Annotated in this window: 19 protein-coding genes and 3 pseudogenes; 8 read left to right on the forward strand and 14 right to left on the reverse strand. The window is 71.3% G+C overall.

The features are described 5' to 3' along the window. Positions 1–272 (reverse strand): cytochrome P450 (locus tag KVT44_RS34445; protein ID WP_217571247.1); only part of this gene is annotated, 272 nt, incomplete at its 3' end. A 161-nt stretch (positions 273–433) separates the two neighbouring features. Then, a complete protein-coding gene (locus tag KVT44_RS34450) occupies positions 434–1,531 on the reverse strand; it encodes an NAD(P)/FAD-dependent oxidoreductase (RefSeq protein ID WP_254650297.1) in 1,098 nt (365 codons plus the stop codon). 94 nt (positions 1,532–1,625) lie between these two features. Between KVT44_RS34450 and KVT44_RS58555 the strand changes: the two genes are divergently transcribed. Beyond that, on the forward strand, positions 1,626–1,775 hold the full coding sequence (locus tag KVT44_RS58555) for a hypothetical protein (protein ID WP_254650298.1): 150 nt from the start codon (positions 1,626–1,628) through the stop codon (positions 1,773–1,775). Between the two features lie 231 nt (positions 1,776–2,006). Here the strand turns inward: KVT44_RS58555 and KVT44_RS60660 are convergent, their stop codons facing one another. Continuing rightward, positions 2,007–2,543, reverse strand: a complete 537-nt coding sequence (locus KVT44_RS60660) for a TetR/AcrR family transcriptional regulator C-terminal domain-containing protein (RefSeq protein ID WP_308314191.1) — start codon at positions 2,541–2,543, stop codon at positions 2,007–2,009. A 227-nt stretch (positions 2,544–2,770) separates the two neighbouring features. Beyond that, complete coding sequence (locus tag KVT44_RS34465; RefSeq protein WP_143611723.1) at positions 2,771–3,676, reverse strand: LysR family transcriptional regulator; 906 nt, start codon at positions 3,674–3,676, stop codon at positions 2,771–2,773. 139 nt (positions 3,677–3,815) lie between these two features. On the opposite strand from KVT44_RS34465, the gene KVT44_RS34470 reads away from it, so the two are divergent. Both KVT44_RS34470 and KVT44_RS34475 read left to right on the forward strand, forming a co-directional pair. Next, the gene (locus KVT44_RS34470; RefSeq protein WP_217571251.1) at positions 3,816–4,634 is read left to right on the forward strand and encodes a 3'(2'),5'-bisphosphate nucleotidase CysQ; all 819 of its coding nucleotides are present in this window, start codon (positions 3,816–3,818) and stop codon (positions 4,632–4,634) included. 41 nt (positions 4,635–4,675) lie between these two features. Continuing rightward, entirely contained in the window at positions 4,676–5,272 is a 597-nt protein-coding gene (locus tag KVT44_RS34475; protein WP_190171067.1) for an NADPH-dependent F420 reductase, read from the forward strand. 147 nt (positions 5,273–5,419) lie between these two features. On the opposite strand, the gene KVT44_RS34480 is transcribed toward KVT44_RS34475, so the two are convergent. The 4 genes and pseudogenes from KVT44_RS34480 to KVT44_RS34485 all read right to left on the reverse strand — a co-directional run. Further along, on the reverse strand, positions 5,420–5,728 hold the full coding sequence (locus tag KVT44_RS34480; RefSeq protein ID WP_190171068.1) for a hypothetical protein: 309 nt from the start codon (positions 5,726–5,728) through the stop codon (positions 5,420–5,422). 278 nt (positions 5,729–6,006) lie between these two features. Beyond that, positions 6,007–6,108, reverse strand: a pseudogene (locus KVT44_RS58565) (cyclase); the annotation flags it as partial. 202 nt (positions 6,109–6,310) lie between these two features. Continuing rightward, positions 6,311–6,458 (reverse strand): annotated as a pseudogene (locus KVT44_RS58570) (IS5/IS1182 family transposase); the annotation flags it as partial. 1,239 nt (positions 6,459–7,697) lie between these two features. Next, a pseudogene (locus KVT44_RS34485) lies at positions 7,698–7,799 on the reverse strand (IS5/IS1182 family transposase); the annotation flags it as partial. A gap of 66 nt (positions 7,800–7,865) precedes the next feature. Here KVT44_RS34485 and KVT44_RS34490 point away from each other — a divergent pair. Further along, complete coding sequence (locus KVT44_RS34490; protein ID WP_217571253.1) at positions 7,866–8,399, forward strand: flavoprotein; 534 nt, start codon at positions 7,866–7,868, stop codon at positions 8,397–8,399. Between the two features lie 10 nt (positions 8,400–8,409). Here the strand turns inward: KVT44_RS34490 and KVT44_RS34495 are convergent, their stop codons facing one another. Beyond that, the gene (locus tag KVT44_RS34495) at positions 8,410–9,978 is read right to left on the reverse strand and encodes a phospholipid carrier-dependent glycosyltransferase (protein WP_254650317.1); all 1,569 of its coding nucleotides are present in this window, start codon (positions 9,976–9,978) and stop codon (positions 8,410–8,412) included. Positions 9,979–10,215: 237 nt separating this feature from the next. Further along, positions 10,216–11,070 carry an endo alpha-1,4 polygalactosaminidase gene (locus tag KVT44_RS34500; RefSeq protein WP_217571435.1) on the reverse strand — a complete coding sequence of 285 codons (855 nt, stop codon included), beginning with the start codon at positions 11,068–11,070 and terminating at the stop codon, positions 10,216–10,218. Between the two features lie 302 nt (positions 11,071–11,372). On the opposite strand from KVT44_RS34500, the gene KVT44_RS34505 reads away from it, so the two are divergent. Genes KVT44_RS34505 through KVT44_RS34515 form a run of 3 tightly spaced genes read left to right on the forward strand, consistent with a single transcriptional unit; the run spans position 11,373 to position 15,703 of the window. Continuing rightward, complete coding sequence (locus KVT44_RS34505; protein ID WP_217571257.1) at positions 11,373–11,978, forward strand: NADPH-dependent F420 reductase; 606 nt, start codon at positions 11,373–11,375, stop codon at positions 11,976–11,978. Positions 11,979–11,999: 21 nt separating this feature from the next. Continuing rightward, the gene (locus KVT44_RS34510) at positions 12,000–12,923 is read left to right on the forward strand and encodes an alpha/beta fold hydrolase (protein WP_217571259.1); all 924 of its coding nucleotides are present in this window, start codon (positions 12,000–12,002) and stop codon (positions 12,921–12,923) included. Continuing rightward, on the forward strand, positions 12,920–15,703 hold the full coding sequence (locus KVT44_RS34515) for a LuxR family transcriptional regulator (RefSeq protein WP_217571261.1): 2,784 nt from the start codon (positions 12,920–12,922) through the stop codon (positions 15,701–15,703). The genes KVT44_RS34510 and KVT44_RS34515 overlap by 4 nt, the downstream gene beginning before the upstream one ends. A 2-nt stretch (positions 15,704–15,705) precedes the next feature. Here KVT44_RS34515 and KVT44_RS34520 read toward each other — a convergent pair whose 3' ends face one another. Continuing rightward, positions 15,706–16,515, reverse strand: coding sequence for a phytanoyl-CoA dioxygenase family protein (locus tag KVT44_RS34520; protein ID WP_217571262.1), 810 nt, complete (start codon positions 16,513–16,515; stop codon positions 15,706–15,708). Between the two features lie 64 nt (positions 16,516–16,579). Between KVT44_RS34520 and KVT44_RS34525 the strand changes: the two genes are divergently transcribed. After that, the gene (locus KVT44_RS34525) at positions 16,580–17,536 is read left to right on the forward strand and encodes a helix-turn-helix domain-containing protein (protein WP_217571264.1); all 957 of its coding nucleotides are present in this window, start codon (positions 16,580–16,582) and stop codon (positions 17,534–17,536) included. On the opposite strand, the gene KVT44_RS34530 is transcribed toward KVT44_RS34525, so the two are convergent. The 3 genes from KVT44_RS34530 to KVT44_RS34540 all read right to left on the reverse strand — a co-directional run bounded on the left by KVT44_RS34530 (position 17,466) and on the right by KVT44_RS34540 (position 21,765). Beyond that, entirely contained in the window at positions 17,466–17,990 is a 525-nt protein-coding gene (locus KVT44_RS34530) for a universal stress protein (RefSeq protein WP_217571266.1), read from the reverse strand. The two genes, KVT44_RS34525 and KVT44_RS34530, sit on opposite strands and share 71 nt — an antisense overlap. 35 nt (positions 17,991–18,025) lie before the next feature. Then, positions 18,026–19,282: an arsenic transporter gene (locus tag KVT44_RS34535; protein WP_099919079.1), complete on the reverse strand. Its 1,257-nt coding sequence runs from the start codon at positions 19,280–19,282 to the stop codon at positions 18,026–18,028. A 98-nt stretch (positions 19,283–19,380) separates the two neighbouring features. Next, positions 19,381–21,765 carry a SpoIIE family protein phosphatase gene (locus KVT44_RS34540; RefSeq protein WP_217571268.1) on the reverse strand — a complete coding sequence of 795 codons (2,385 nt, stop codon included), beginning with the start codon at positions 21,763–21,765 and terminating at the stop codon, positions 19,381–19,383. Between the last annotated feature and the right edge of the window lie 47 nt (positions 21,766–21,812).

The raw sequence follows: 21,812 nt of genomic DNA on the forward strand, positions 1-21,812 counted from the left end.
AGTGAGATCACGTTCGCAGTGGTCTCGTGGCCGGCGATCAGCAGCAGGTCCGCCAGGCCGACCAGCTCTTCGTCGGAAAGCGCACCCGTGCCGTGCTCGCGGATCAAGAGACTCAGCAGGTCGTCCCCTGGCTTTTCCCGATGCCGTGCGACCAGGGTGTGCATGTAAGCGTCAGCTTCGGCGTCCAACCGCAGCCGTTCCTGCGGGGACATGGTCCTGTCGAAGAACCGGTTGCTGCGCGCACCGAACTCGGCCCGGTCGGCGAACGGCACCCCGAGCAACTCGCAGATCACCAGTGAAGGCACCGGTAACGCGAACGCGGAAACCAGATCGACGGGCGGACCGGCGGCCTACGTCACCGACGCGCGTCGCCCGGCGTAAGCAGACTACTGACTTCGGCTCGTTAACTCCCTCTCCCCTCCGGCGATCTCGCTCACTCGGTCGACTCCTGGCCGATGAGCAGGTCGAGCAGGCTGGCGGGGGCGTTGTCGCCGAAGATGAGCTGGTGATTCTTGTCGGATTCGGCGGCGAACTGGGCACTGCGGGGGAAAAGGGCCTGCTCGTACTCCGCAAGGGCGGCTTCGATGTCGTCGGGATGTGCGGCGATGGCTTTGCCGAGTTCGGCGCCGTCGAACATGGCGAGGTTGGCGCCCTCCCCGGCGAACGGTGACATGAGGTGGGCGGCGTCGCCCAGCAGCGTCACTCCGGGGACGCGATCCCAGCGGTGGCCGATCGGCAGGGCGTTGATCGGGCGCGGGGCGAGGGCGGTTTCCCCGTCAGTGATGAGTGCGGTGAGTTCAGGCGCCCATCCGGTGAATTCTGCCGCGACCTGGGCCGCCGCCGTTTCGGGGCTGGCGAGGGTGGCGGTGATCCAGTCCTGCGGCTTGTTGAGCGCGACGTAGGTGTGAAGAACGGCGTCGGCCTCTCGGTGGCCAAGGATCCCCTTGCCGGCTGTGACGGCGAACAGGGAACCGTCGCCGGCGGCCTTGGCCGCTGCGGCGTGGCGCTGGTCGGCGTCGTACAGGTAGGTCTCGATGAACGACGTGCCGACGTACTCGGGCTTCGCGTCGGAGAGCAGCGGCCGGATCCTCGACCAGGCGCCGTCCGCGCCGACGAGGAGGCCGGTCGTCACGGTTGGCCCGTCGGCGAAGGTCAGCCCGTGTCTGCCGTCTCCGAGGGGGCGGACACTGGTGACCTTGTGTCCCCACTGGATCATCTCGTCGGGCAGCGAGTTGATCAGAATCCGACGCAGGTCTCCGCGGAGCACCTCAGGGCGACCGCCCGTGCCGTCGTCGGGCTGGTCGAGCAGTACCGCGCCGTGCTGGTCGAGCACGCGCAGGGCCTCGCCGCCTTCGTGGATGATCGCGCGGAACTCGTCGGTGAGGCCGGCCGCTTCGAGGGCGAGCTGCCCGTTGTACTCGTGTATGTCGAGCTGACCGCCCTGCGTGCGGGCGTCCGCCGATATCTCGGCTTCGTAGATGGTCGCGGGGATGCCGTGCAGGTGCAGGACCCGTGCGAGGGTCAGCGTCAACTGAGGGTTCGTCGGGGAACTCCACACCCCGACGCCGGCCTCCGCGCGCCGAACCCCCGACGCAACGCGATTCCCCGAAACGACCCGCCAGGGCTTGCACGGATCGGCGGACGCCTCGTCGTATCTGCTTTTGGGCCAGCTCGGCGACCAGCCCCGGGGGAAGTCGATCCGCTACTTCAAGCCCTCTCCCGAGGTGATCTCGGAGCTGACCAGCCTCCTCGCGCCCGGCGATACGCGGCGCTGACTCACCTATCTGGGTCAAACGAGCGAGCCCGGCCCGGTGACCGCGTCGTCTTGGGGGCGGCGGCGTTGACCCGGGTATGGAGCCGGGAATCGCGGAGTCCGCCGTCACGATCAAGACGCACGCCGCCTCGCCGCAGTCATACGAGAACAGACCCGGTTCGGAGACATCCAGAAGTGGCGTCCCGCCCAGCGCGTTCCCGACTCCGTCCTCACGCGGGTACGGAGCCCGTTCCTAGCGCGTGGCGTACGCGCGGATGAACGCGTGGGCTCCGTCGGCCATGGTCTGGCGGACCTTTTCCGGGTCGGCGGTGGCGGGGATCGGTTGCCGTTCGTAGGCCAGCAGGACGGTCAGGGCGCTGAAGTGGTCGGCGGCCAGGCGTGGGTTGTCCGTGTCCAAGAGTCCGGCGCCGGCGAAGTGGGCGATGCGGTCCGCCAGGTCCTGCGACGCCGCGTCCGTCGCGAGATCGTCCGTGGTCGTCGGCGTCTGCAAGCGCTGCTGGGCGTCGAGGGCGAAGGCGGCGGCGTAGTCGGCGGAGCCGACGATCGACGTGCCCTCTGTAGGGAGATGGTCAGCCGGTCGACGCGTTGTTGAACGCCAGCAGGTTCGGCTGCCCACTGGCAGATCGAGCAGGCGGTCGGGGACAGCCAGAATGGTGATGGCCTCTCCGACGGTCGCGGGGGTCAGATCCTTCGACGTGGAGAGCAGGTAGGCGGCGAGTCCCGCCACGTGTTCCGCGGCCTGCGAGGTGCCGACGACCGTTGTGTTCACCCTATGGTCCCTCGGCTCCGGGATCGGGGCGTGAGTAGTTGAGGTACAGGAAATCCCGGTGAGATTGATCTGCACACCGGCGATCCGCGATTGTGAGCCGCAGGCGTCGGTCTGGCCGCCTCCACGGCCAGCACCCGCACGGACAAGCCGCTGCTGACGTTCAAGCAGATCGCCGTGGTGGTCGCGTGGACCATGGACGTATGGGTGAAGCGGCCGGACGGCGCCGACTACGACGCTCCGCACATGGCCAGCGCGGTTCGCGCCAGCCCGCGCAGCCAGGCGTGGGCGTGGTCGGTGTCGTAGCGCTGATGCCACGACAGGTATATCGGTGCCGACGGCAGTTCGAGCGGGAGCGGGAGCACGACCAGGCCGAGGTCGGCGACCGCTGACCGCGTGGTGGCTTCGGGGACGCTGATCAGGATATCGGAGCCGCGCGCGAACTCCAGCGCGGCCGCTTCCGTGGGCGCGGTCGCCACCACGCGGCGGGTGAGGCCGAGCCGCGCGAGGGCGTCGTCGAGGGCATTGCTGAGGTTTCCACGTCGCGAGACGGTGACGTGCTCAGCGGCGGCGTACCGCTTTGCGGTGACGGTCCTGACGCGGGTGAGGGGGTGCCCCTGCCTCACGACGATGACGAGGCGGGTCTCGCCCACGTTCTCGGCACGGATGTCCGGTGCGCTCGGGCGGTTGGCGTTCGCCTCCAGGTCGACCTCGCCGCGCCGCAACTCGGGGGTGTCGATGCTCGATTCCGCGACGAAGCGCAATCGCACGCCCGGCGCCTGTCCGCGCACGGCCGCGAGCAGTGCGGGGCCGCTCAAGGCGACCAGGGAATCGTGCCACCGGAGTGTGAAAGTGCGCTCCAACGTTGCCAGATCGAGTTCACGGCTCGGTGCCAGCACCCCCTGGACCTGGTGCAGCAGCTCATGCACCTGTTCCCGGACGGCGATCGCATACGGCGTCGGGGTCATCGTGCGGCCGGTGCGCACCAGGATCTGATCCCCGGTCGTGCGCCGAATCCGGCCCAGACTCCGGCTCATCGCGGGGGCGGTGACATGCAGGCGCGCCGCCGCCCCGGCCACACTGCCCTCCTCCAGCAGCGCGTCGAGCGCGGCGAGCAGGTTCAAATCCAATTGCATGTGAGTAATCCTAGCCGTGCCTGACATGCATTTGAAGTTAATTGCGGGGCTGCATACCGTTGAGGCGAAAGCGCAAGAAGTAACGCGCAGTTCGGCCCTCGACCGGCCTCAGCACCGCTCCTCAGACGGGAATACCACCATGTCCGAAACGCTTCAGACCACTGACGTCGCCGCCTCCGACGCCGACCTGCTCGCCCAGACCGCGATCGCCGTGCGTGAGGCGGGTTCGGCGCTGCGCGAGCGCTTCGGCGAGGTGGTCCGCTACCAGACCCGCGAAGAGCTGATGCGCGCGCTCGCCGCCAACGACGACACGGCCCTCGATATCCTGCGCCCCCGCCTCACGCGCCTGCGCCCGGACGCCGGCTGGGTGGAGGACGAACTGGACGGCGGGGCGCTGCCGCCCGGCGAATGGTGGGTCGTGGATCCGGCCGAAGGCAACGTCAACCACCTGCACGCCCTGCCGGAGTGGGCGGTGACCGCCACCCTCGTGCGTGAGAACCAGCCGGTGCTCACCGCGGTCCACCTGCCGTTGACCGGCGAGACCTACACCGCGCTCACCGGCGCGGGCGCCCACCTCGACGGCCGGCCGCTGCACGTCTCCCAGACCGCGGACCTCGGCCTGAGCATCGTGGCCACCAGCCAGGCCCGGCCGGACGAGGACGAAAAGGTCGTGCGGCGCGTCGGCTCCTCGATCACCGCGATGCTCTTCGACGCGCTCGTCGTCCGCGCCGCCGTGCCCGCGACCCTGCACCTGCTGAACGTGGCCGCCGGCCGGATCGACGCCTTCTGGCAGTTCGCCGGCGCCCGCGCGGACCTGCTTCCCGGAGCGCTGCTCGTCACCGAGGCCGGCGGACGGATCTCCGACGCCGAGGGCCGCCCCTGGACCCCACAGAGCCAGAGCTTCCTGGCTGCCGCGCCCGGCGTCCACGCCGAGGCCGTATCCACGCTCTCGCGCTGACCGCGCACCACAACCCGCACGCACGGAAGGACCAGATCATCATGACCACGATCGCAGTTCTCGGAAACGGCCGCGTCGGCGGCAACCTGGCCGCAGCCCTCGCCCGGGCAGGACACGAAGTGACCGTGGCGGACCGCACGCCGGGCGCCGCCGCCGACGCCGCCCGGACTGCCCGGATCGTCATCAACGCCACCCCGGGTGCCGGCTCGCTGGACCGGCTCGCCGCTCTGCGCGAAGAACTCCGGGACAAGATCCTCGTCGACGTCTCCAACGCCACCACCGACGGACCGGACGGACTGCCCGCCGATCTGATCTACCCCGGCTCGAGCCTCGCCGAACAGCTCCAGGAAGCGCTCCCCGAAACGCGCGTCGTCAAGACGCTCAACACCATGCTCTTCCCGGTGATGACCTCGCCGGCCACGCTCCCCCAGACGCCGACCGCGTTCCTCTCCGGCGAGGACCCGCAGGCCAAGCAGACCGTCCGCGAACTGCTCACCGACCTCGGCTGGCAAAAGGAATGGATCACCGACCTCGGCGGGATCCAGACCGCCCGCGCCACAGAGGCCGCGATCCTCTTCGTCCCGCACGTCATCCGGTCCACCGGATTCACACCCTTCGCGATCTCAATCGCCCGCTGACTGTCGAGCTGCGCCGGCTGGAGGTAGCCGGAGCCGGCGCGTGGCATGGATGGGTTCCCGGTGGGACACGATCGTGGCATGTACTGTCCGACTTGGTGGCGGAGTCGACGTTGACCTAGGGGCGTCAGGCATAAACTCTCCTGAAGATCAGAGTGCCAGCGTCCAGGTCGATGTCCGGGTGCGGCAGCTGATCTTGGCCGAGACGGCTCGGCAAGCACGATCGGCATGGCCCGCTGGCTGGAAGGCGCCCGGATTCGGCTGCGGCTGCACCGCTTCGAACGCCACATCGTTAAGGGCGGGTTCGGCCCGTACCAGATACTGCTCGTCGGCCAACGGTCCAGCCGGCTCGCTCCGGCTGGACCGGTCGGTACCCGCGTGCCGGTGCACACCGGCGTTCGCCGGGTCGGGCGCTCCTCTTTCACCTCCGAACAGGTGATCATGCTGGGCGGCCAGCATGTGGGCAGTGGGCGACGCAATTGTCGTGCTGGCCGACAACTCGGGGCCGCTCCAGCTTCCAGACGAGCTGATCGCCGATCTCGACGAGATGCAGCTACCGGACGAGTGGTGGGGGCTCGGTGCCTGATCTGCCGCCTTAGTCGTACCAGATCCAGTATCTCGGTGAGGTGACCTACCCGGGCGACTACGAGATCGGGCTCACGGTCCGTTCCGTCGACACCGGGTTCGTGCACTAGGAACTCGGCGTCTTCCGAGGCAGCACCTGCCTGGGCGTGGCCGACGCTGTCCATGAACTGCGGGATGTCCTTAATCTGGGTCCACTGGTTGTAGGCGGCGCGCACCGGGACGTTCACCTCGATGGACTCCTCAACCTGAGTTATCCAGACTCCTTGTCTGTGTGCTGGGACGTTTGACGCTGACGTTCTTGCATCCCTCCTTCCCGCTCGCGGGCGAAAGCCGCGCCGTTTCAGCGCAGCCCGCTCGAACAGCGCATGGCAACCGCCACCCACCCCGACGCTCAGCCAGGAGCGATGCGTCCTCGACATCTTGGGCGCAGGCAAGATCTGTACGGCTCGCTGCTCGACGCCCTGCGTCCACGATCTCTCGTCGGGGGGTGCTTCTCCGACCGCCCGCCCGTCCGGGTCTCGCATGCTGGGGGCGGCAGGAGCGGTTCGATCGGCGCCCATCCGTCGTCCCAGGTTTCGGAGGGGTAGCAGCGTCGCCGCGGCAACTTTCCTTCGTCAGGCGTCGATGTAGTCGGTGATCGCGTCGAGCGTGGACTCGACCGAGCCGAGCTGGGTGTTCAGGTGCTTGATCCACCGGCCCTTCGGTTGCAGAGCCGTGTGCGGGGCGACGACTCCGGTGATGAACCTGCGGATTTCGGTGAGCTTCTCCCGGATGACGGCGACCTCCTATGCCTGGAGCTCCACTGGAAGTTGCGCCAGCCGTGGACGCGGTCCGTGTACGCGGCGCAGGCCTCGATGAGGTCGGACCATCGCTGGCGTCCGAGGACGACGAATTCCCTATTGAATAGGGATGTTGAAGCGACTGCTGAAGGGCTGGTCTGTGAAGGCACGGCGTGTTTTCTGGGTACGGGCGGCCGGTCCGCAATCAGGGTCAAGCGAGCCGCAGACCTGGTTCGACGGCTTGGGGGAACGCGAGGCGGAGTCGGGGGACCGCCCCGGCGACGCCATCTTCCTGTCGCCAGAGTGTCGAGTGGACCCGCTGCTGACCTGGTACGTCCAGTCCCCGAACGAGGCCGACGAAAGTGGCGTGTGCGGTGGCTAATCCCAGCAGGTACATCGAGCGTTCCTGTGGGACCCCGCGTCCGTCGTAGCAGACGCCGATGTCCACAAAGCGTCTGATCCATGACGGCATGTCAGCGCACCAGGCCTTGTCTCCATGGAACGTCGCCTTAGCCACGAACAGAGGCTCAACCGCCGATTACCTTCGAGGGTTTGATGTCGAGAAGGGACACCTGGTGGCGAGGAACTGACTCGTTGGTGGCGATCTATTCAGGAGAGGCCGAGAGTCTCGCCTTTCCCAAAGGCCGCACTGCGTTGATCTACTCGGGCCTTGATCAGTGGGGACCGCGTGGAGGAGTTGAGGATGGTGATGGCTGAGTGAGGACTGCCGGCGTTCATCGCTCACCACGAAGTGCTTTGCCGCCGGTCCCGAGGGCGTGTGGAATCGGGTCATGACCGGCTGGCCACCTCGGCTGCGTAGCCGGTGCGGACCTCTCCATCTGACCAGCGTTCGGCAGCGGATGCGCTGATGCCGAGCAGTCTCTGAAGCAGCTCGGCGGGCAGCTGGGTGCAGAGATCGAGAAGAGTCGCGCATCGTCCGGGCTCGGGTGGAAGCCCGATCTGCCGGAGGCTGTGGTTGAGTCGTGCGCTGGTCAGTGGTCTCCCGGGTCGCTGGGTCGGCAAGAGCCATGGGACGTTCTGGTCGCTGGTCCCAGCTGGCTGCTTACCACGCGATGGCTCTTCCATCGTCTGCCCCGGCCCGTGCTCTTCGGCAGATGCGGTTCGAGCAGCACCCACTCCGCGTCAGAGATATCACCCCGCCCCACGCCGAACAAAACGACCCGAACGACCGTCTGTCACACGATTCATCGGACACGCCCTAGGGTTCCCACGTGACCGAACACGCCGAAAAGCCCTTCCTGTACGTCGTCGTGTGCGCGGCCGGTGTCGCGCGGGACGTCAGCAAACTGATCACCACGGCACAGGAACGGAGTTGGGAGGTCGGCGTCATCGCCACCCCGCACGGGCTCGGCTTCTTCGACGCGCCGGCCGTCGAGGCACAGACCGGGCGCCCGATCAGGTCCGCCTGGCGGGCCCCGGGCGACCCGCGCCCCTTCCCGGCCCCCGACGCGGTGGCCGTCGCCCCGGCCACCTTCAACACCGTCAACAAGTGGGCGGCCGGCATATCCGACACCCTCGCGCTCGGCACGCTGAACGAGGCGTACGGCCTCCGCGTCCCGATCGCCGTACTGCCCTGTGTGAGCGACGCGCTGGCGGCACACCCCGCGTACCGGGGGAGCGTCGAGCGGCTGCGCGGGATGGGTGTCCGGTTCGGCGACCGCTACTCCGGGGAGCCGGGGCAGGACGGTCTGCGCGCGGAGTTCCCCTGGGGAACGGCCCTGGACCTGCTCGCTTCTCGCGCGTGACGCCTGGGGGTCACGCGCGACGGTAGATCGTGATCGAGTGGCCGACGTCGTCGATGGGCGTGGCGCCGTCGAGCAGTGCCGCCAGACGGCCGTCGGCCTTCGCGACGGCGGTGTCCGACACGGCGAGCAGTCCGTGCACCTCGCTCGGCGGCACCTTGCGCGGATCGGCCGCCTCGATCCCGTAGTAGGCGGGCACACCACTGCCCTTGTAGACCAGCCAGACCCGCTCGTGCGGATACCGCTCGGACAGACGGTCGGCCAGGCGGCCCAGGTCCTGCCCCCAGTCGACGTTCGAGTCGTGCAGCCGCAGACGGGTTTGCGAGGGTCCGCCGAACGCCTCGTTGGAGTACGGCAGGTAGTACGGGAACGCGCGCAGCGAACTGATCGCGACGAAGCCGACCAGCGCCGCCGTGACGAGGTGGGCCCAGCGCCGGCGCAGGGCGACGACCCCGGCCGCCGCCACCGCCAGGAACACCGGGACGAAGAGGGCGTATCTGACGCCGAGGTCCCGGGACCCGGTCATGGCCACGGCCAGCAGGACGGCCGGGGGGAGCAGGACGTACGGGGCGGCGGGCCGCAGCCGGGGCACGGCGGCCATCACGCCGAGGCCCATGAGCCAGAGCGCGATCATGCCGAGCGGTGTCTTCACCAGCAGCGCCGCCGGCAGGTAGAACCAGAGCGAGCCGTGGTAGAGCCGTCCGAACAGGAAGCCGGTCCACACGTCGTTCTCGAAGCCGAACTGGATGCGCATCCCGTCGCGGTACGGCCGAGGCACCGGCAGCCAGTCGATGACGAGCCCGCGCAGACCGTGCACGGCCGGGAGGTTCGCGGGAGCCGTCCAGCGCAGCTGCGGGTCGACGACCAGATAGGTCGCCCAGACGACGGCGAGCGCCACCAGCGCCGTACCGGCAGCCACCGCCACACCCAGGCCGACGAGCCGCGGTTGCGCGCGCAGGCCCAGGCCCGGCGTGCGGCGTGCCTGCCAGAAGGAGAGGAACACCAGGAGCAGCAGCACCGGCACCGCCGGCAGGGTGCTCATCTTGGTGGCGAGCGCCGCGCCGAGCGCCGCCCCCGCGAGAGCGAGGTGGAGCAGGGGCCGTCGACGCCGGGCCCGCCACGCCAGCCACACCGACGTCAGCAGGAAACCGGCCGCCGGTACGTCGAGTGTGGCGAGCGAGCCGTTGGTGATGACGTCGGGCGAGAACGCGTACAGCGCGAGCGCCACCAACCCGCCCACGGCGCCGACGAGTTCACGGGCGAACGCGAGGACGACCAGACCGAACAGCAGCGTCAGCACGATCACCGGCAGCCGCGCCCACAGCATCACCCGCCAGGGATCGTTGCCCGACTCGTACAGCAGCCGCCGTCCGAGCGCCGTCTGATCACCCGTGAAGTGGGCCTCCAGGTGCGGATGGGCGAACACCAGTCCGGTCGCGATGATGAGCTTGCCCAGCGGCGGATGCTCGGGGTTGAAGCGCAGGCTGTGTTCCCGCACATAGGTCTCCGCCGTGCCCACGTACACCGGCTCGTCGATCGTCGGCGTCTGCTGCGCGGCCGCCGTGACCATCGCGACCGCCATCTGGGCCAGCAGGGCGACCACCGCCAGCGCGAGCAGCCACCGCCGGTGCCGCCGGAGCCGATCGAACCGGCCCGGCGGTCTGGCGGTGCTCGTGGGCAGGCGGTCGCCCTGTCTGCTGGCCATGGATGTCGACATGCCCTTTGATACGTCCGCTCCGTGCGCACCCGCTCATCCGGAATCCACCCGGCTTCGGTGCGAGTATGCACGGTGACCCCTCGCTGGCCGAGGCAGTGTCCGTCAGCGCGTCCGGCGGACGTACTCCGCACTGCCCGGCGTCGACACCTGCACATCACGGCGCACGATGCTCAGTCGGCCCCCGTAGCTCGCGAGCGCCTTGCGCAGACCGCTGTCGGTGTACTCGATGTCCACCACCCGGTCGTCGAACGCCTTTGCGTACGTGCCGCACTCGTCGTACTGGCCGCACTCCTCGGCCACCGCGAAGTCGAGCTTGGTCCTCGACCTGAGCCCGGCCAGTTCCGAGGTGTTCTTCTGTCCGATGGCCAGCCCCCGGGCGTGCGCGTGGGCCGAGAGGAGCGTGATGAACGCGGTGGCGTCGTTCGCCGTCAGCAGACGGCCGGAACGGGTGTAGCTGTCGTAGTTGTCAGGCTCGACGGCGTCGAATCCCTTGGCGGCGCATTCGTCGATCCAGCGGTTGACCCGCGCGGCCACCCGCTTGCGCCTGGCGGGCGTGCGGAGGTCGAGGAGCGCCTCGTTCCAGTCGCGGTCCATGACGACCTTGCCGTGCGCGTCCCGCAGCAGCAGATCGGCCGGCCACGCCTTCGACGCGTCCGGCTGGGCCTGGAAGGCGTTGACGTAACAGATGTTGTACAGGCCGGGCGCGGGCGAGTCCGAACGATCGCGGCTGACGATACGGACGCCAGAGGGTGGCGGATAGGCGCCGCCGATCTGGTAGTCGAAGCCCGCGTGGAGCGGGGGGAGTTGTACGACCTTCGGGCTCGGCGGGGAGGCCCTACCCTGCTGGGGTGGCGTCCCCTCGTCCGACCCGGTCGTACAGCTCACCAGCGTCGCGAGCGCCACCAGGGCGGCGGCTGCCCCCAGGCCGGTGACGCGGGAAACACGTTGGGCGGGAATGTCGGCTCCATCGATCGCGGGTACGACCCCGCCTCGGACGCTCCCGCGGTCCTGGCGACTTTGGCCGGACTCGAACGGTGTCCGCTACCGGCTGGGCGCACCTCTGTGTGCCCGGCGGCGGCGCCTGGGCACCTCAGGATCAAATCGTCTGGACGACGCCCGAGTCAAGGCGGCCCCCGCGACACCCGCGTGGGTCGCGGACCCGGCCCAGTCACATGACAGAAGCGCCGCTGTGACCTGCGGCGTGATGCTGACCGTCACCCTCTTGTCGTAGCCGCTGCACTCAAGGAGGAGGACACCTCATGCCCATCGGAATCATCGGTGCCGGAGCCATCGGCCAGGCCCTCGCCTATCGGTTCGTGGCCGCGGGCGAGCAGGTCGTCATCAGCAACAGCCGGGGCCCGCAGTCACTGCGGGATCTCGCCGCCTCGATCGGCCCGGCCCTGACGCCCGCCACCGTCGCGGAGTCGGCCAAGGAGGAGATCGTCGTCCTCGCCGTGCCGTGGCGTCGGCTGAGGGAGGCGGTGGCCGCCGCGGACGTCCTCGACTGGCAGGAGCGGATCGTCATCGACACCACCAACCCGCTCGGACCGCCCGACTTCAAGGTCGCCGACCTCGACGGCCGCACCTCCAGCGAGGTCGTCGCCGAACTCGTCCCCGGAGCACGCCTGGTGAAGGCGTTCAACACCCTGACACCGGCGGTGCTCGGCTCCGATCCGCGCACCTTCGTCGGACGGCGGGTGATCTTCCTCTCGGGAAACCACCCCGGGGCCAACGAGCGCGTCACGCGGCTGGCGGAGCGGGTGGGGTGGGCGGTCATCAATCTGGGCACGCTGACGTCCGGCGGACGGCTGCAACAGTTCCCGGGCGGCCCCCTGCCGACGCTCAATCTGCTCCTGGAGCCCTGACCCACGCCGTATTGTCAGGACATGACCGGAGACCGCATCGAACTGGCCGTACACGACCACGGTGGTGACGGCCCACCCCTGCTTCTCATGCACGGAGCCAGGCGTACGCTCGCCGACTGGGCCGCCGTTGCCCCCCTCCTCGTCCCCCGGCACCGGGTGCTCGCCGTGGACCTGCGCGGACACGGTCTCTCACCGTCGGGGACCTGGAGTCTTCCCCGGGTACTGGACGACATCGAGGCGGTGCTCGAACGGTACGACCTGCCCGGCGCGCTGCCCGTCGGGCACTCGCTCGGCGGGATGATCGCCGTACGGTACGCGCTGGAGCATCCGGACGTCACGCCCGGCGCGGTGAACCTGGACGGATACGGCTGGGGCCGCCCCGATCAGTACGTGGGCCTCGACCCGGCGTACGTCGAGGAGCGCCTCACCCAGGTGCGGGAGTCGGCGACCGCTGCGGTGCCCGGCGGACCGCTTCCGGCGGACGGTCTCAAGGACCTCCTCGCCGAGCAGCGCGCACTCTCCGACCAACTGGGCATCCCCTACGAGCTGTTGGAGGCCGGTCTGCTGCGTACCGTGCGGCCCACGCCCGACGGACGGCTGGAGGTGCACCCCGACCGCGCGCTCGTGCTGGAGATGCTGGCCGCCGTCGACGCACTCGACCTCTTCGACCTCTTCGACGCCTTCGCGCGGACGCGGCGGCCACTGCTGCTCGGACGGGCCGCGCGACCCGTACCGCCCACCCCCGGCCTGCCCTGGCTCGACGAACTGATGAGGGCGTACGGGAGGGGGCTCGCCAGGGATCTCGCCGAACTGGCCGCGCGGTGGGCCACCGTGCGGGTCGTCGGGATCGACGGTACGCACGAGATGCTCCTGGAGAGCCCCGGCGCGGTCGCCCATGCCCTCCTCGCCTTCACCTCCGACGTGTTCCCCGGGTCCGACTCATGACGCCGCTCGGTGACGAGTGGATCGTCGGACGGGACCACGAACTGGCCCTGCTGTCACGGCTGGTGGACGCTCTCACGACGGGGCGGACCGGGGCCCTGCTGATGACGGGAGGACCCGGCGCGGGCAAGAGCGCCCTCCTCGACGCCGCCGCCCGCATGGCCCGCCGGTCCGGGGTACGGGTGCTGCGCTGCCGGGGGAGCGAGGGCGAGTCGGGCCTCGCCTTCGCCGGACTGCACCAGCTGCTGCGCCCCTTCCTCGACCTGGCCGAGGGGTTGCCCGCACGCCAGCGGGCCGCGCTGCTCGGCGTGTTCGGACTCGACGACGGCACGCCGACGGTCTCCGACCCCCTGCTGACCTCGCTCGGCGCGCTCACCCTGCTCTCCGACGTCGCGGAGCACGGCCCGCTCCTCCTGGTGATCGACGACACCCACTGGCTGGACCTGGGCACCCTCGACGTCCTGGCCTTCATGGCCCGACGCCTCGAAGGCGAGCCGGTCGCCCTGCTCCTGGCGGCGCGCGACACCGCCGTACCCGCACAACTCGACCGTCAGATCAACCGGTTGACGATCGAGCCGCTCGACCCGGCCGCTGCCGGACGGCTCCTCGACCATCAGCCCCGGCCACCCGCGGGACGGGCCCGCTCCCGCGTCCTCGAACAGGCGGCGGGTGTCCCCCTCGCCCTCGTCGAACTCGCCCGGGCCGTGGCGCGCGACCCGGCCGCCGCCCACGAGGACGCGCTGCCCCTCACCGACCGGCTGGAAGCCATCTTCGCCGCGGACCTTCCCGAACTCCCCCCGGCCACCCGTGAGTTGCTGCTCTTCGCGGCGGCCGCGGAGAGTGCCGAGCTGCCCGTGATCCTCTCGGCCGTGGGAGACCGGGCGACCCCGGACGACTGGCTGCCTGCCGAACGCGCCGGACTCGTCCGCATCGACGCCGACCGGGTCCGCTTCCGCCATCCGCTGATACGTTCCGCGGTCTACCGGGCCGCGACCTACACCGAACGCCACACAGCCCACCGGGCGCTCGCCGACGTCCTCGTCGGCGACCCCGACCGCCGTGCCTGGCACCACGCGGCCGCCGCCTCCGGCGTCGACGAGGAGGCGGCCAGGGAACTCGACGACAGCGCGGCCCGGGCACAGCGCCGCGGCGGCTACGCGGCCGCCGCGACGGCCCTCGAACGCGCGGCCCGGCTCAGCCCCGACCCCACCGTCCGCGCCGGGCGCCTGGTACGGGCCGCGACCATGGCGATGTACGCCGGTCACCCGCGCTGGGTCGGTGAACTGAGCGCCCAGGTCGCCACCCTCACCGACGAACCGGCCCTCCTCGCCGAGGCCTCGCTGCGGGCGGGCTGGGCGCTCGCCGTGACCACCCGGTTCGCGGGCTCGCTCGGCTTCCTGCTGCCGGTCGCCGAGGCCGCCGTCGACGAGGACCCCGTGCTGACCCTCGACGCCCTGGCGACGGCCACCACACCCGCGTACAACTCGGGCGCCCCGGAGCACCGCGAGAAGATCCTGCGGATCGCGGAGCGCGTGCCGCCGCAGGAAGACGAGATCGGCCGACTCTGGGCCCTCGCCGGCTGTGATCCGGTGCGGAACCGGGCGCGAGCCCTCGCGATGTTCGCGCGCGCCTGGACCGATCCCCTGGCGGAGCCCGGAGCGCGCCCGGAACTGGACCTCCCGCTGGCCCGGATGGTCGTCCTGGGCGGGACGGCCTGGGTCCTGGACGAGACCGCCGAGGCGATACGGCTGCTCGGCGCGGCCATGGACCATCTGCGCCGCTCCCCGACCTCCGGGGCCAACGCCACCGTGGCCCAGGCCCTCGCGCTGGCCCTCTACGAGAGCGGGTCCTGGACCAAGGCCCGCGCGGCACTCGACGAGGCGTACGGCCTGGCCGCCGAAGGCGGACTGGAGAACGTGGTGGTGGGAGCGCCCGTGCTCCGCGCCACCCTGCTCGCCCTGCGCGGCGACACCGAAGAGGCCCGCGCCGCCGTACAGCGCGCCGTGCACGGTATCGACCTGCCCAACTGCCGCAGCCTGCAGGTGCGCACGCACTACGCGCTGGGCGCCGCCGCACTCGCGGAGGGCGACCACGCGGCGGCCTACGACCGCTTCCGCGCCGTCTACACCCGGCAGCCGGAGCCCGAGCCCCTGCACTTCCACGCCTCCGACTACTACCTGGCCGACCTCGTGGCAGCCGCCGTCCGCACGGGCCGGGCCGAGGACGCACGGCTCGTCCTCGACACGACCAGGCGGCGCCTCGCCGAGGGCGAGACATCCGCGCGGCTCACCGCGATCGTGCACCGGGCCGACGCCCTGCTCGCCGAACCGGACGACGCCGAAGAGCACTTCACGGCGGCCCTGGCCGACCCGGCGGGCGACCAGTGGCCCTTCGAACGGGCACAGGTCCGCCTCGACTACGCCGAGTGGCTGCGCCGCCGGCGCCGCGCGGTGGAGGCGCGCCCCCTGCTCGCCGCGGCGCTGGAGGTCTTCGAACGGCTCGGCACCCGCCCCTGGACGGACCGCACCCGCGCCGAACTGCGCGCCGCGGGCGTCACCCCGGCGAGCACGCCGGCGGGCTCCGCGGACAGCCTCGCCGAACTCACCCCGCAGCAGCTGCAGATCGCCCGCCTCGCCGCCGCGGGCCTGACCAACCGGGAGATCGGCGAACGGATCTTCCTCTCGCCCCGTACGGTCGGCTTCCACCTCTACCGGATCTTCCCCAAGCTCGGCATCACCTCCCGTGCCCAACTCCGCGACGCGCTGCCCGAGCCGGGGGAATGACATCAGTGCGGTGCCGCCGGGGCGAACTCCGTGCCGCACGGGCCCGCGCCCTCGCTCTCGGACAGGGCGACGGGCTCACCGCCCATCGTCAGCGTGGGGTAATGGCGGCCGATGTGATGGGTGGAGCGGCCGACGTAATGGCCGATGAAGGAGCGGCGGAAGCGGTCAGCGCTGCGGTTGGGCCCGGAGCCGTGCACCAGACTGCCGTTGAAGAACAGCACGTCGCCCGGTGCCATGTCGACGGGCACGACGGCCAGACCGGGCGGCGGCGGGACGTACTCCCGTACGAAGGACAGCTCCGCGTCCGCCTCCTCCGGGCAGAACAGGTCCATGTGGTGCGTGCCCGGCACCACTTCCAGGCCGCCGTTCTCCCGGTCGATCGCGTCGCAGGCGATCCAGGCGGCCACGCAGGTGCCCGGCTCGACCCGCAGATAGAAGTTGTCCTGGTGCAGCGCCTGCCCCCGGGCCCCGGGCGGCTTGAAGTAGAACATGCTCTGCGCCGCCAGGACCTCCTCGCCGAGCAGGGTCTCCAGGATCCGCCGCAACCGGGGATCGAGAAGGCGGCGCAGGGACAGCTCGTTGATGCGGTGCGGATGCATGACCCGGGGATGGGCGGCCAGCGGATCCGCCGGACCGCCGGCCCCGGTGGCCCGGGGTTCGAAGTGCCCCGGGACCGGCCCGGCGGCGTGCAGGGCCGCGAACTCCGCGCAGAGCTCGTCGATCTCGGCGCCGGTGAACAGGCCGCGCACCACCACGAACCCGTTCTCCTCGAAGTCCGACCACCGCGGCCCGCCCATGTCCGTGACTGTCATCCGACCGTCCCTTCCCACCGGAGTCCCAGGTGCTTCACGCTAGGTCGACGAGCCCTCCGGGAGGATGCCCGTGCGGGCTGAGGAGTTGCCCGAGCCTGCTGCCCCGTCCCCGCCGCTGGGCCTGGTGACCGTCGGTCGCTTCGACCAGGGACCGGGATACCGCGTCAACCGACCCCGGGGCAGCGACAGTTGGCTGTTCACCTGGACGACGGGCGGACGGGGACGACTCCGGCAGGGAGCGGCCCGGACGGTGGCCGGCGCCGGAGACCTGGTGGTCCTGGGGCCCGGCGTGCCACAGCGCTACGCCGTCGAACCCGGCGCCGGACACTGGGCGTTCTGGTGGGCGCACTGTCAGGCCCGCCCGTCCTGGACCGAATGGCTGCGGCCCCACGCCCTCGACGACGGCCTGTACGCCGTCGGACCCACGCCCGCCCGGGAACGTATCGAAGCGGCGTTCTGCCGGATGCTCGCCGACGCCCGCTGGACGGGAGACGGCCCGCCGCCCGAGGACGCGGAGCCCGCCCCGGGCGAGGTCGCGGTCGCGCACGGCACCGCAGCCCGGGAGCTGGCCCTGTGCTCCCTGGAGGAGATCGTGCTGCTCGCCGCCGCCCGCGCGGAGCGCCGCCGCCCCGATCTCGACGCCCGCGTCCGTCACGCGGAGGCGGTGATCGCCGCGGACCCGGGCGCGCCCCACACCGTCCGCTCGCTGGCCGGGGCGGTCGCGCTCTCACCGTCCCGGTTCGCCCACCTCTTCACCGAGCAACTCGGCTGCTCCCCGATGCGGGCGCTGCGCGAGGCCCGGCTGCTGCACGCGGCCCGGCTCCTGGAAGCCACCGAGCTCCCGGTGGAACGGGTGGCCGCGGCCTCCGGATTCGCCAGCGCGTTCCATTTCAGCCGGGTCTTCCGGCAGCGCTACGGGACTCCACCGGGCGCCTACCGGAAGGGCATCGCTAGGAGTGCGGGGGGCGTGGGTGATGTGGGGGATCCGGAGCATGCGGGGGAGGCGGCGGGATCGTCGTGACGGCGGGGGTGGCCTCGGGCCAGATCAGCAGCACCGGGCACGGCGCGTGGTCGACGACGAACCGCCCGGCCCGGCCCAGGCTGTGCGGCCCGAGCCGGGCCCGGTCGCCGTCCCGGGCCACCACGAGCAGATCGGCGCCCTCGGCGGCGGCGACCACCTCACGTTCCGTGCGCCCGGTGCGTTCCTGGCGGGTGCAGGGGCGGCCGAGGCGCTCGGTCGCCGCGTCGAGCAGTCGCGCCGCCGACCGGGCGCCGAGATCCTCCAGCCGGTTCCCGGGGTCGCGCTCGGCGTGCCCCCGGCCGAGCAGCCCGGCGAAGGCGCCGTGCGCCAGTCCGGGCACCCCGGGTTCGCTGACGTGCAGCAGCACGACCTCGGTCGCCTGCGGCGCGTGCGTGCGCACGGCGTCCACGCAGGCCGGCCAGGTCCCCTCGACGAGCCAGACGACGACCCGCATGAGCATCAGCCTCCGGCCCTCACTTGTGCGACGGCTCAGCCCCCGATGACGTGGAGCGAGAACCACAGTGCCAGTACGGCGGGAACCAGCGCCGCCGGCACGGCGATCAGACCCAGCCGGGTGAACTCCCTCAGATCGACGCCGTGGTCGTGCTCCTGCACGATACGCCGCCACAACAGGGTCGCCAGGGATCCGGCGTAGGTGAGGTTGGGGCCGATGTTGACCCCCAGGAGCACGGCCAGCACCGCGCCGGAGCCGGACGTGGCGGCCAGCGGCAGCAGCACCAGGACCGCGGGCAGGTTGTTGATGAGATTGGCCAGTACGGCGGCGAGCGCCGCGATCCCGAGCAGCGCGGGCAGTCCGCTGCCGTCCGGGAGGAGATGCCCGAGGGCGTCGGAGAGTCCGTTGTCGACCACCGCCCGGACGACGATGCCCAGTGCGAGCACGAACACGAGGAAGGCCGGAGCGGCGGCCCTCAGCACGGTGAGCGGGGTGGCGCGCCCGCGCAGCAGGGCCCGGGTGGCGAGCACGAGCGCCCCCGCCGCGGCGGACCAGGCGGGGTCGATGCCCAGCGCGGAGGCGACGACGAACCCCGCCAGGGTGCAGCCCACGGTGACCAGCGCGAACAGGGGCAGCTCCGGCGGCTCCCCGGTCGTCGGCTCGGGCACGGCCGCTGCCAGGTCGCCGGCGAAGAAGCGCCGGAAGACCACGTACTCGGCCCCGATGGCGACCAGCCACGGCAGCACCATCAGCGCCGCGAACCGGGTGAAGCTGAGACCGCTCGCGGTGAAGGCGAGCAGATTGGTGAGGTTGGAGACCGGCAGCAGCAGCGAGGCCGTGTTCGACAGATGGGTGCAGGCGTACACGTGCGGCTTCGGGCGGGCGCCCATCCGGGCGGCGGTGGCGAACACGACCGGGGTGAGCAGCACGATGGTGGCGTCCAGGCTGAGCACCGCGGTGATCGCCGAGGCGAGCGCGAAGACCGCGGTCAGCAGGCGCCCCGGCCGCCCCGCCGCCCAGCGGGCCATCCACGCGCCGCAGGCGTGGAAGAGCCCCTCGTCGTCACAGAACTTGGCGAGTACCAGCACCGCCGCCAGGAAGCCGATCACCGGCCCGAGGTGACCCGCCTCCGCGCCCGCGTGGTCCCAGGAGATCGCTCCGGTGGCGATCACCAGCAGGGCGGCCGGGGCCGCGACGACCGCCTCGGGCCAGCCGAAGGGGCGGACCACCGCGCAGACGAGGACGGCGACGAGCAGGACGACGGACAGGGACTCGGCGAGCGGGGTGTTCAGGGTTCGGTCCTCCGGGACACAAGTCGTGGTGCCCGACCATCACATCAGACGCCGCACCCCGCCCCGCTCACCGACCCTTCGGACCTGCGTCGATGTCCTCAGAACTCCCCGAGGAGCGTCAGCTCCGCCCAGATCGTCTTGCCGTCGGCCGTGTGGCGGCTGCCCCAGCGCTGGGTGAGCTGGGCGACCAGCAGCAGGCCGCGCCCGCCCTCGTCGTAGATCTTGGCCCGGCGCAGATGCGGCGCGGTGTGGCTGCTGTCGGAGACCTCGCAGATCAGGGTCTCGGCGTCGTGGATGAGCCGCAGCCGGATGGGCGGCTCGCCGTAGCGGATCGCGTTGGTGACCAGTTCGCTCACCACGAGCTCGGCCGTGAACGTCGCGGCGCTCAGCTCCCAGGCGTCGAGCTGGTCGACGACCTGCTTGCGGATCGGCGCGACCAGGGCGGGGTCGGCGGGAATGTCCCAGGTCGCCACCTGGGAGGGCGGGAGCCCGTGGGTCCGGGCGAGCAGCAGCGCCACGTCGTCCTGGGCCCCGCCCACCGGAAGCAGGGTCCGCAGAATGTCGTGGCAGGCACCTTCCAGGGAGTCCGCGGACTCCGCCAGGGCATGGCACAGCAGCTCGTGGTTGGCCTCGACGTCCCGCTCGCGGTTCTCGATCAGGCCGTCGGTGAACAGCGCGAGCACCGTGCCCTCGGGAATCGCGAGCTCGACGGACTCGAAGGGCAGTCCGCCCAGGCCCAGCGGCGGACCGGCCGGCAGCTCGATCTGCCGGGGCGGGCCGCCGGGCGGGAGCATGACCGGCGGGGGATGGCCGGCCCGGGCCAGGGCGCAGCGCCGCGAGACCGGGTCGTAGACCGCGTACAGGCAGGTCGCGCCGACCTCGCCGGTGGCGCCCTCGGCTCCGGCCTCCGTGGAGAGCCGTACGACGAGGTCGTCGAGGTGGGTGAGCAGTTCGTCGGGGGCGAGGTCGATGTCGGCGAGCGTACGGACGGCGGTGCGCAGCCGTCCCATGGTGGCGGAGGCCTGGATGCCGTGGCCGACGACGTCTCCGACGACCATGGCGACCCGCATCCCGGACAGCGGGATCACGTCGAACCAGTCGCCGCCCACTCCGGCCCGTGCGGCGGGCAGATAGCGGGAGGCGGCCTCCAGAGCGGCCGTCCGGGGCAGCGACTGGGGGAGCAGGCTGCGCTGGAGGGCGAGGGCGGTCTCGCGCTCGCGCGAGAAACGCCGGGCGTTGTCGATACAGACGCCGGCCCTCGCCGTCACCTCCTCGGCCAGCAGCACGTCGTCGGGGGTGAAGGGACCGGGGTGCCGGAACCGGGTGAGGACGGCCACCCCGAGGGTCTGGCCGCGGGCCTTGATCGGCACCGACATGCTGGTGTTCAGGCCGAGCTCGGCGACGCGCGCGGCTCGCACGTCGTCCCAGGAGAGCCACTCCGCCAGCGTGGCGGTGTCGCCGGGCGCCACGATCGTCCGGCCGGCCGTGAGGGAGTCCGCCTGCGGCGAGTGCGCGGGGTAGACGTCGACCTGGCCGGGCTTGACGACCGCCTCCGGGCAGCCGGGGTTCACCGACTGGTGGGCGGCGCGGCGCAGCGTGATCGGCGTGGTCGGTGGCTCCGGGTGGGGCTCGCTTCCGTGCTCCGGCGGATCCAGCAGGTCGACCCTGACGAAGTCGGCGAGGGCGGGTACGCAGACGTCGGCGAGCTCCTGGGCCGTGCGGGTGACGTCGAGGGTGGTGCCGATGCGCGCGCTGGCCTCGTTGACGAGTTGCAGTCGCTCCCGGGCGTTGTACTGCTCGGTGAAGTCGTGCGCGGCCAGGCACACCCCCCGCACCCGGCCGTCGGTGTCGGTCAGCGGGGCGATCCGGGCCATCCAGGCGTGCGCGTGGTACTCGCCGCCCGTCTGCATGAACGTCTCCACGTCACGACCGGTTCCGGAGACGAGAACCTCGTGCAGCTGTCTCTCGAGGGCTTCGCTTTCCTCCTTGCCGCCGATCTCGGAGATCCTCAGGCCCTGGATGCGGGACTCGGGGAGGCCGATCACATCGGCCATCGCGTCGTTCACCCCGAAGAGCCGCAGTCGGTCGTCGTAGACCGCCATCGGGCACGGGGACTGCGCCAGTACCGCCGTCGTCAGCGGGTCGTCCGGCGAGCGCGGGCCGCGGGCCTCCAACGGGGTGACCACCAGCCAGGTGGCCGGGGCGCCGTCCTGCGGTTTCCTGCGATGGGCGAGCAGCCACACGGAGACGGTGTGCCCGTCGCGGTGGCGCAGGTCGAGGTTGCCGTTCCAGCGGTTACCGGTGGGTTCGGCCGGTATGGGCGTGCCCGTGGCCAGTAGATCGGAGGCCGGCCGCCCCTCGACCTCCTCCGGGGCATGACCCAGTAGACGGCGGGCCCCCTCGCTCCATCGGAGCAGGGTGCCGTTCCCGTCGATGACCGCCCGTGCTGTGGCAGCCTCGTCGAGCGGGTGGACCGGGCTCATCGTCGCCACTCCATTGCGGACACTCACAGTGAACAGGCGCGTCACTC

It is taken from the genome of Streptomyces sp. GbtcB7, assembly GCF_019091445.1.
GTDB classification, from domain to species: domain Bacteria; phylum Actinomycetota; class Actinomycetes; order Streptomycetales; family Streptomycetaceae; genus Streptomyces; species Streptomyces mirabilis.

Coding starts and splice junctions, on each gene's coding strand:
- KVT44_RS34465 (WP_143611723.1), bottom strand. CDS start 3,676: ATGCAATTGGATTTGAACCTGCTCGCCGCGCTCGACGCGCTGCTGGAG.
- KVT44_RS34470 (WP_217571251.1), top strand. CDS start 3,816: ATGTCCGAAACGCTTCAGACCACTGACGTCGCCGCCTCCGACGCCGAC.
- KVT44_RS34475 (WP_190171067.1), top strand. CDS start 4,676: ATGACCACGATCGCAGTTCTCGGAAACGGCCGCGTCGGCGGCAACCTG.
- KVT44_RS34480 (WP_190171068.1), bottom strand. CDS start 5,728: ATGCTGGCCGCCCAGCATGATCACCTGTTCGGAGGTGAAAGAGGAGCG.
- KVT44_RS34495 (WP_254650317.1), bottom strand. CDS start 9,978: ATGGCGGTCGCGATGGTCACGGCGGCCGCGCAGCAGACGCCGACGATC.
- KVT44_RS34505 (WP_217571257.1), top strand. CDS start 11,373: ATGCCCATCGGAATCATCGGTGCCGGAGCCATCGGCCAGGCCCTCGCC.
- KVT44_RS34510 (WP_217571259.1), top strand. CDS start 12,000: ATGACCGGAGACCGCATCGAACTGGCCGTACACGACCACGGTGGTGAC.
- KVT44_RS34515 (WP_217571261.1), top strand. CDS start 12,920: ATGACGCCGCTCGGTGACGAGTGGATCGTCGGACGGGACCACGAACTG.
- KVT44_RS34520 (WP_217571262.1), bottom strand. CDS start 16,515: ATGACAGTCACGGACATGGGCGGGCCGCGGTGGTCGGACTTCGAGGAG.
- KVT44_RS34525 (WP_217571264.1), top strand. CDS start 16,580: ATGCCCGTGCGGGCTGAGGAGTTGCCCGAGCCTGCTGCCCCGTCCCCG.
- KVT44_RS34530 (WP_217571266.1), bottom strand. CDS start 17,990: ATGCGGGTCGTCGTCTGGCTCGTCGAGGGGACCTGGCCGGCCTGCGTG.
- KVT44_RS34540 (WP_217571268.1), bottom strand. CDS start 21,765: ATGAGCCCGGTCCACCCGCTCGACGAGGCTGCCACAGCACGGGCGGTC.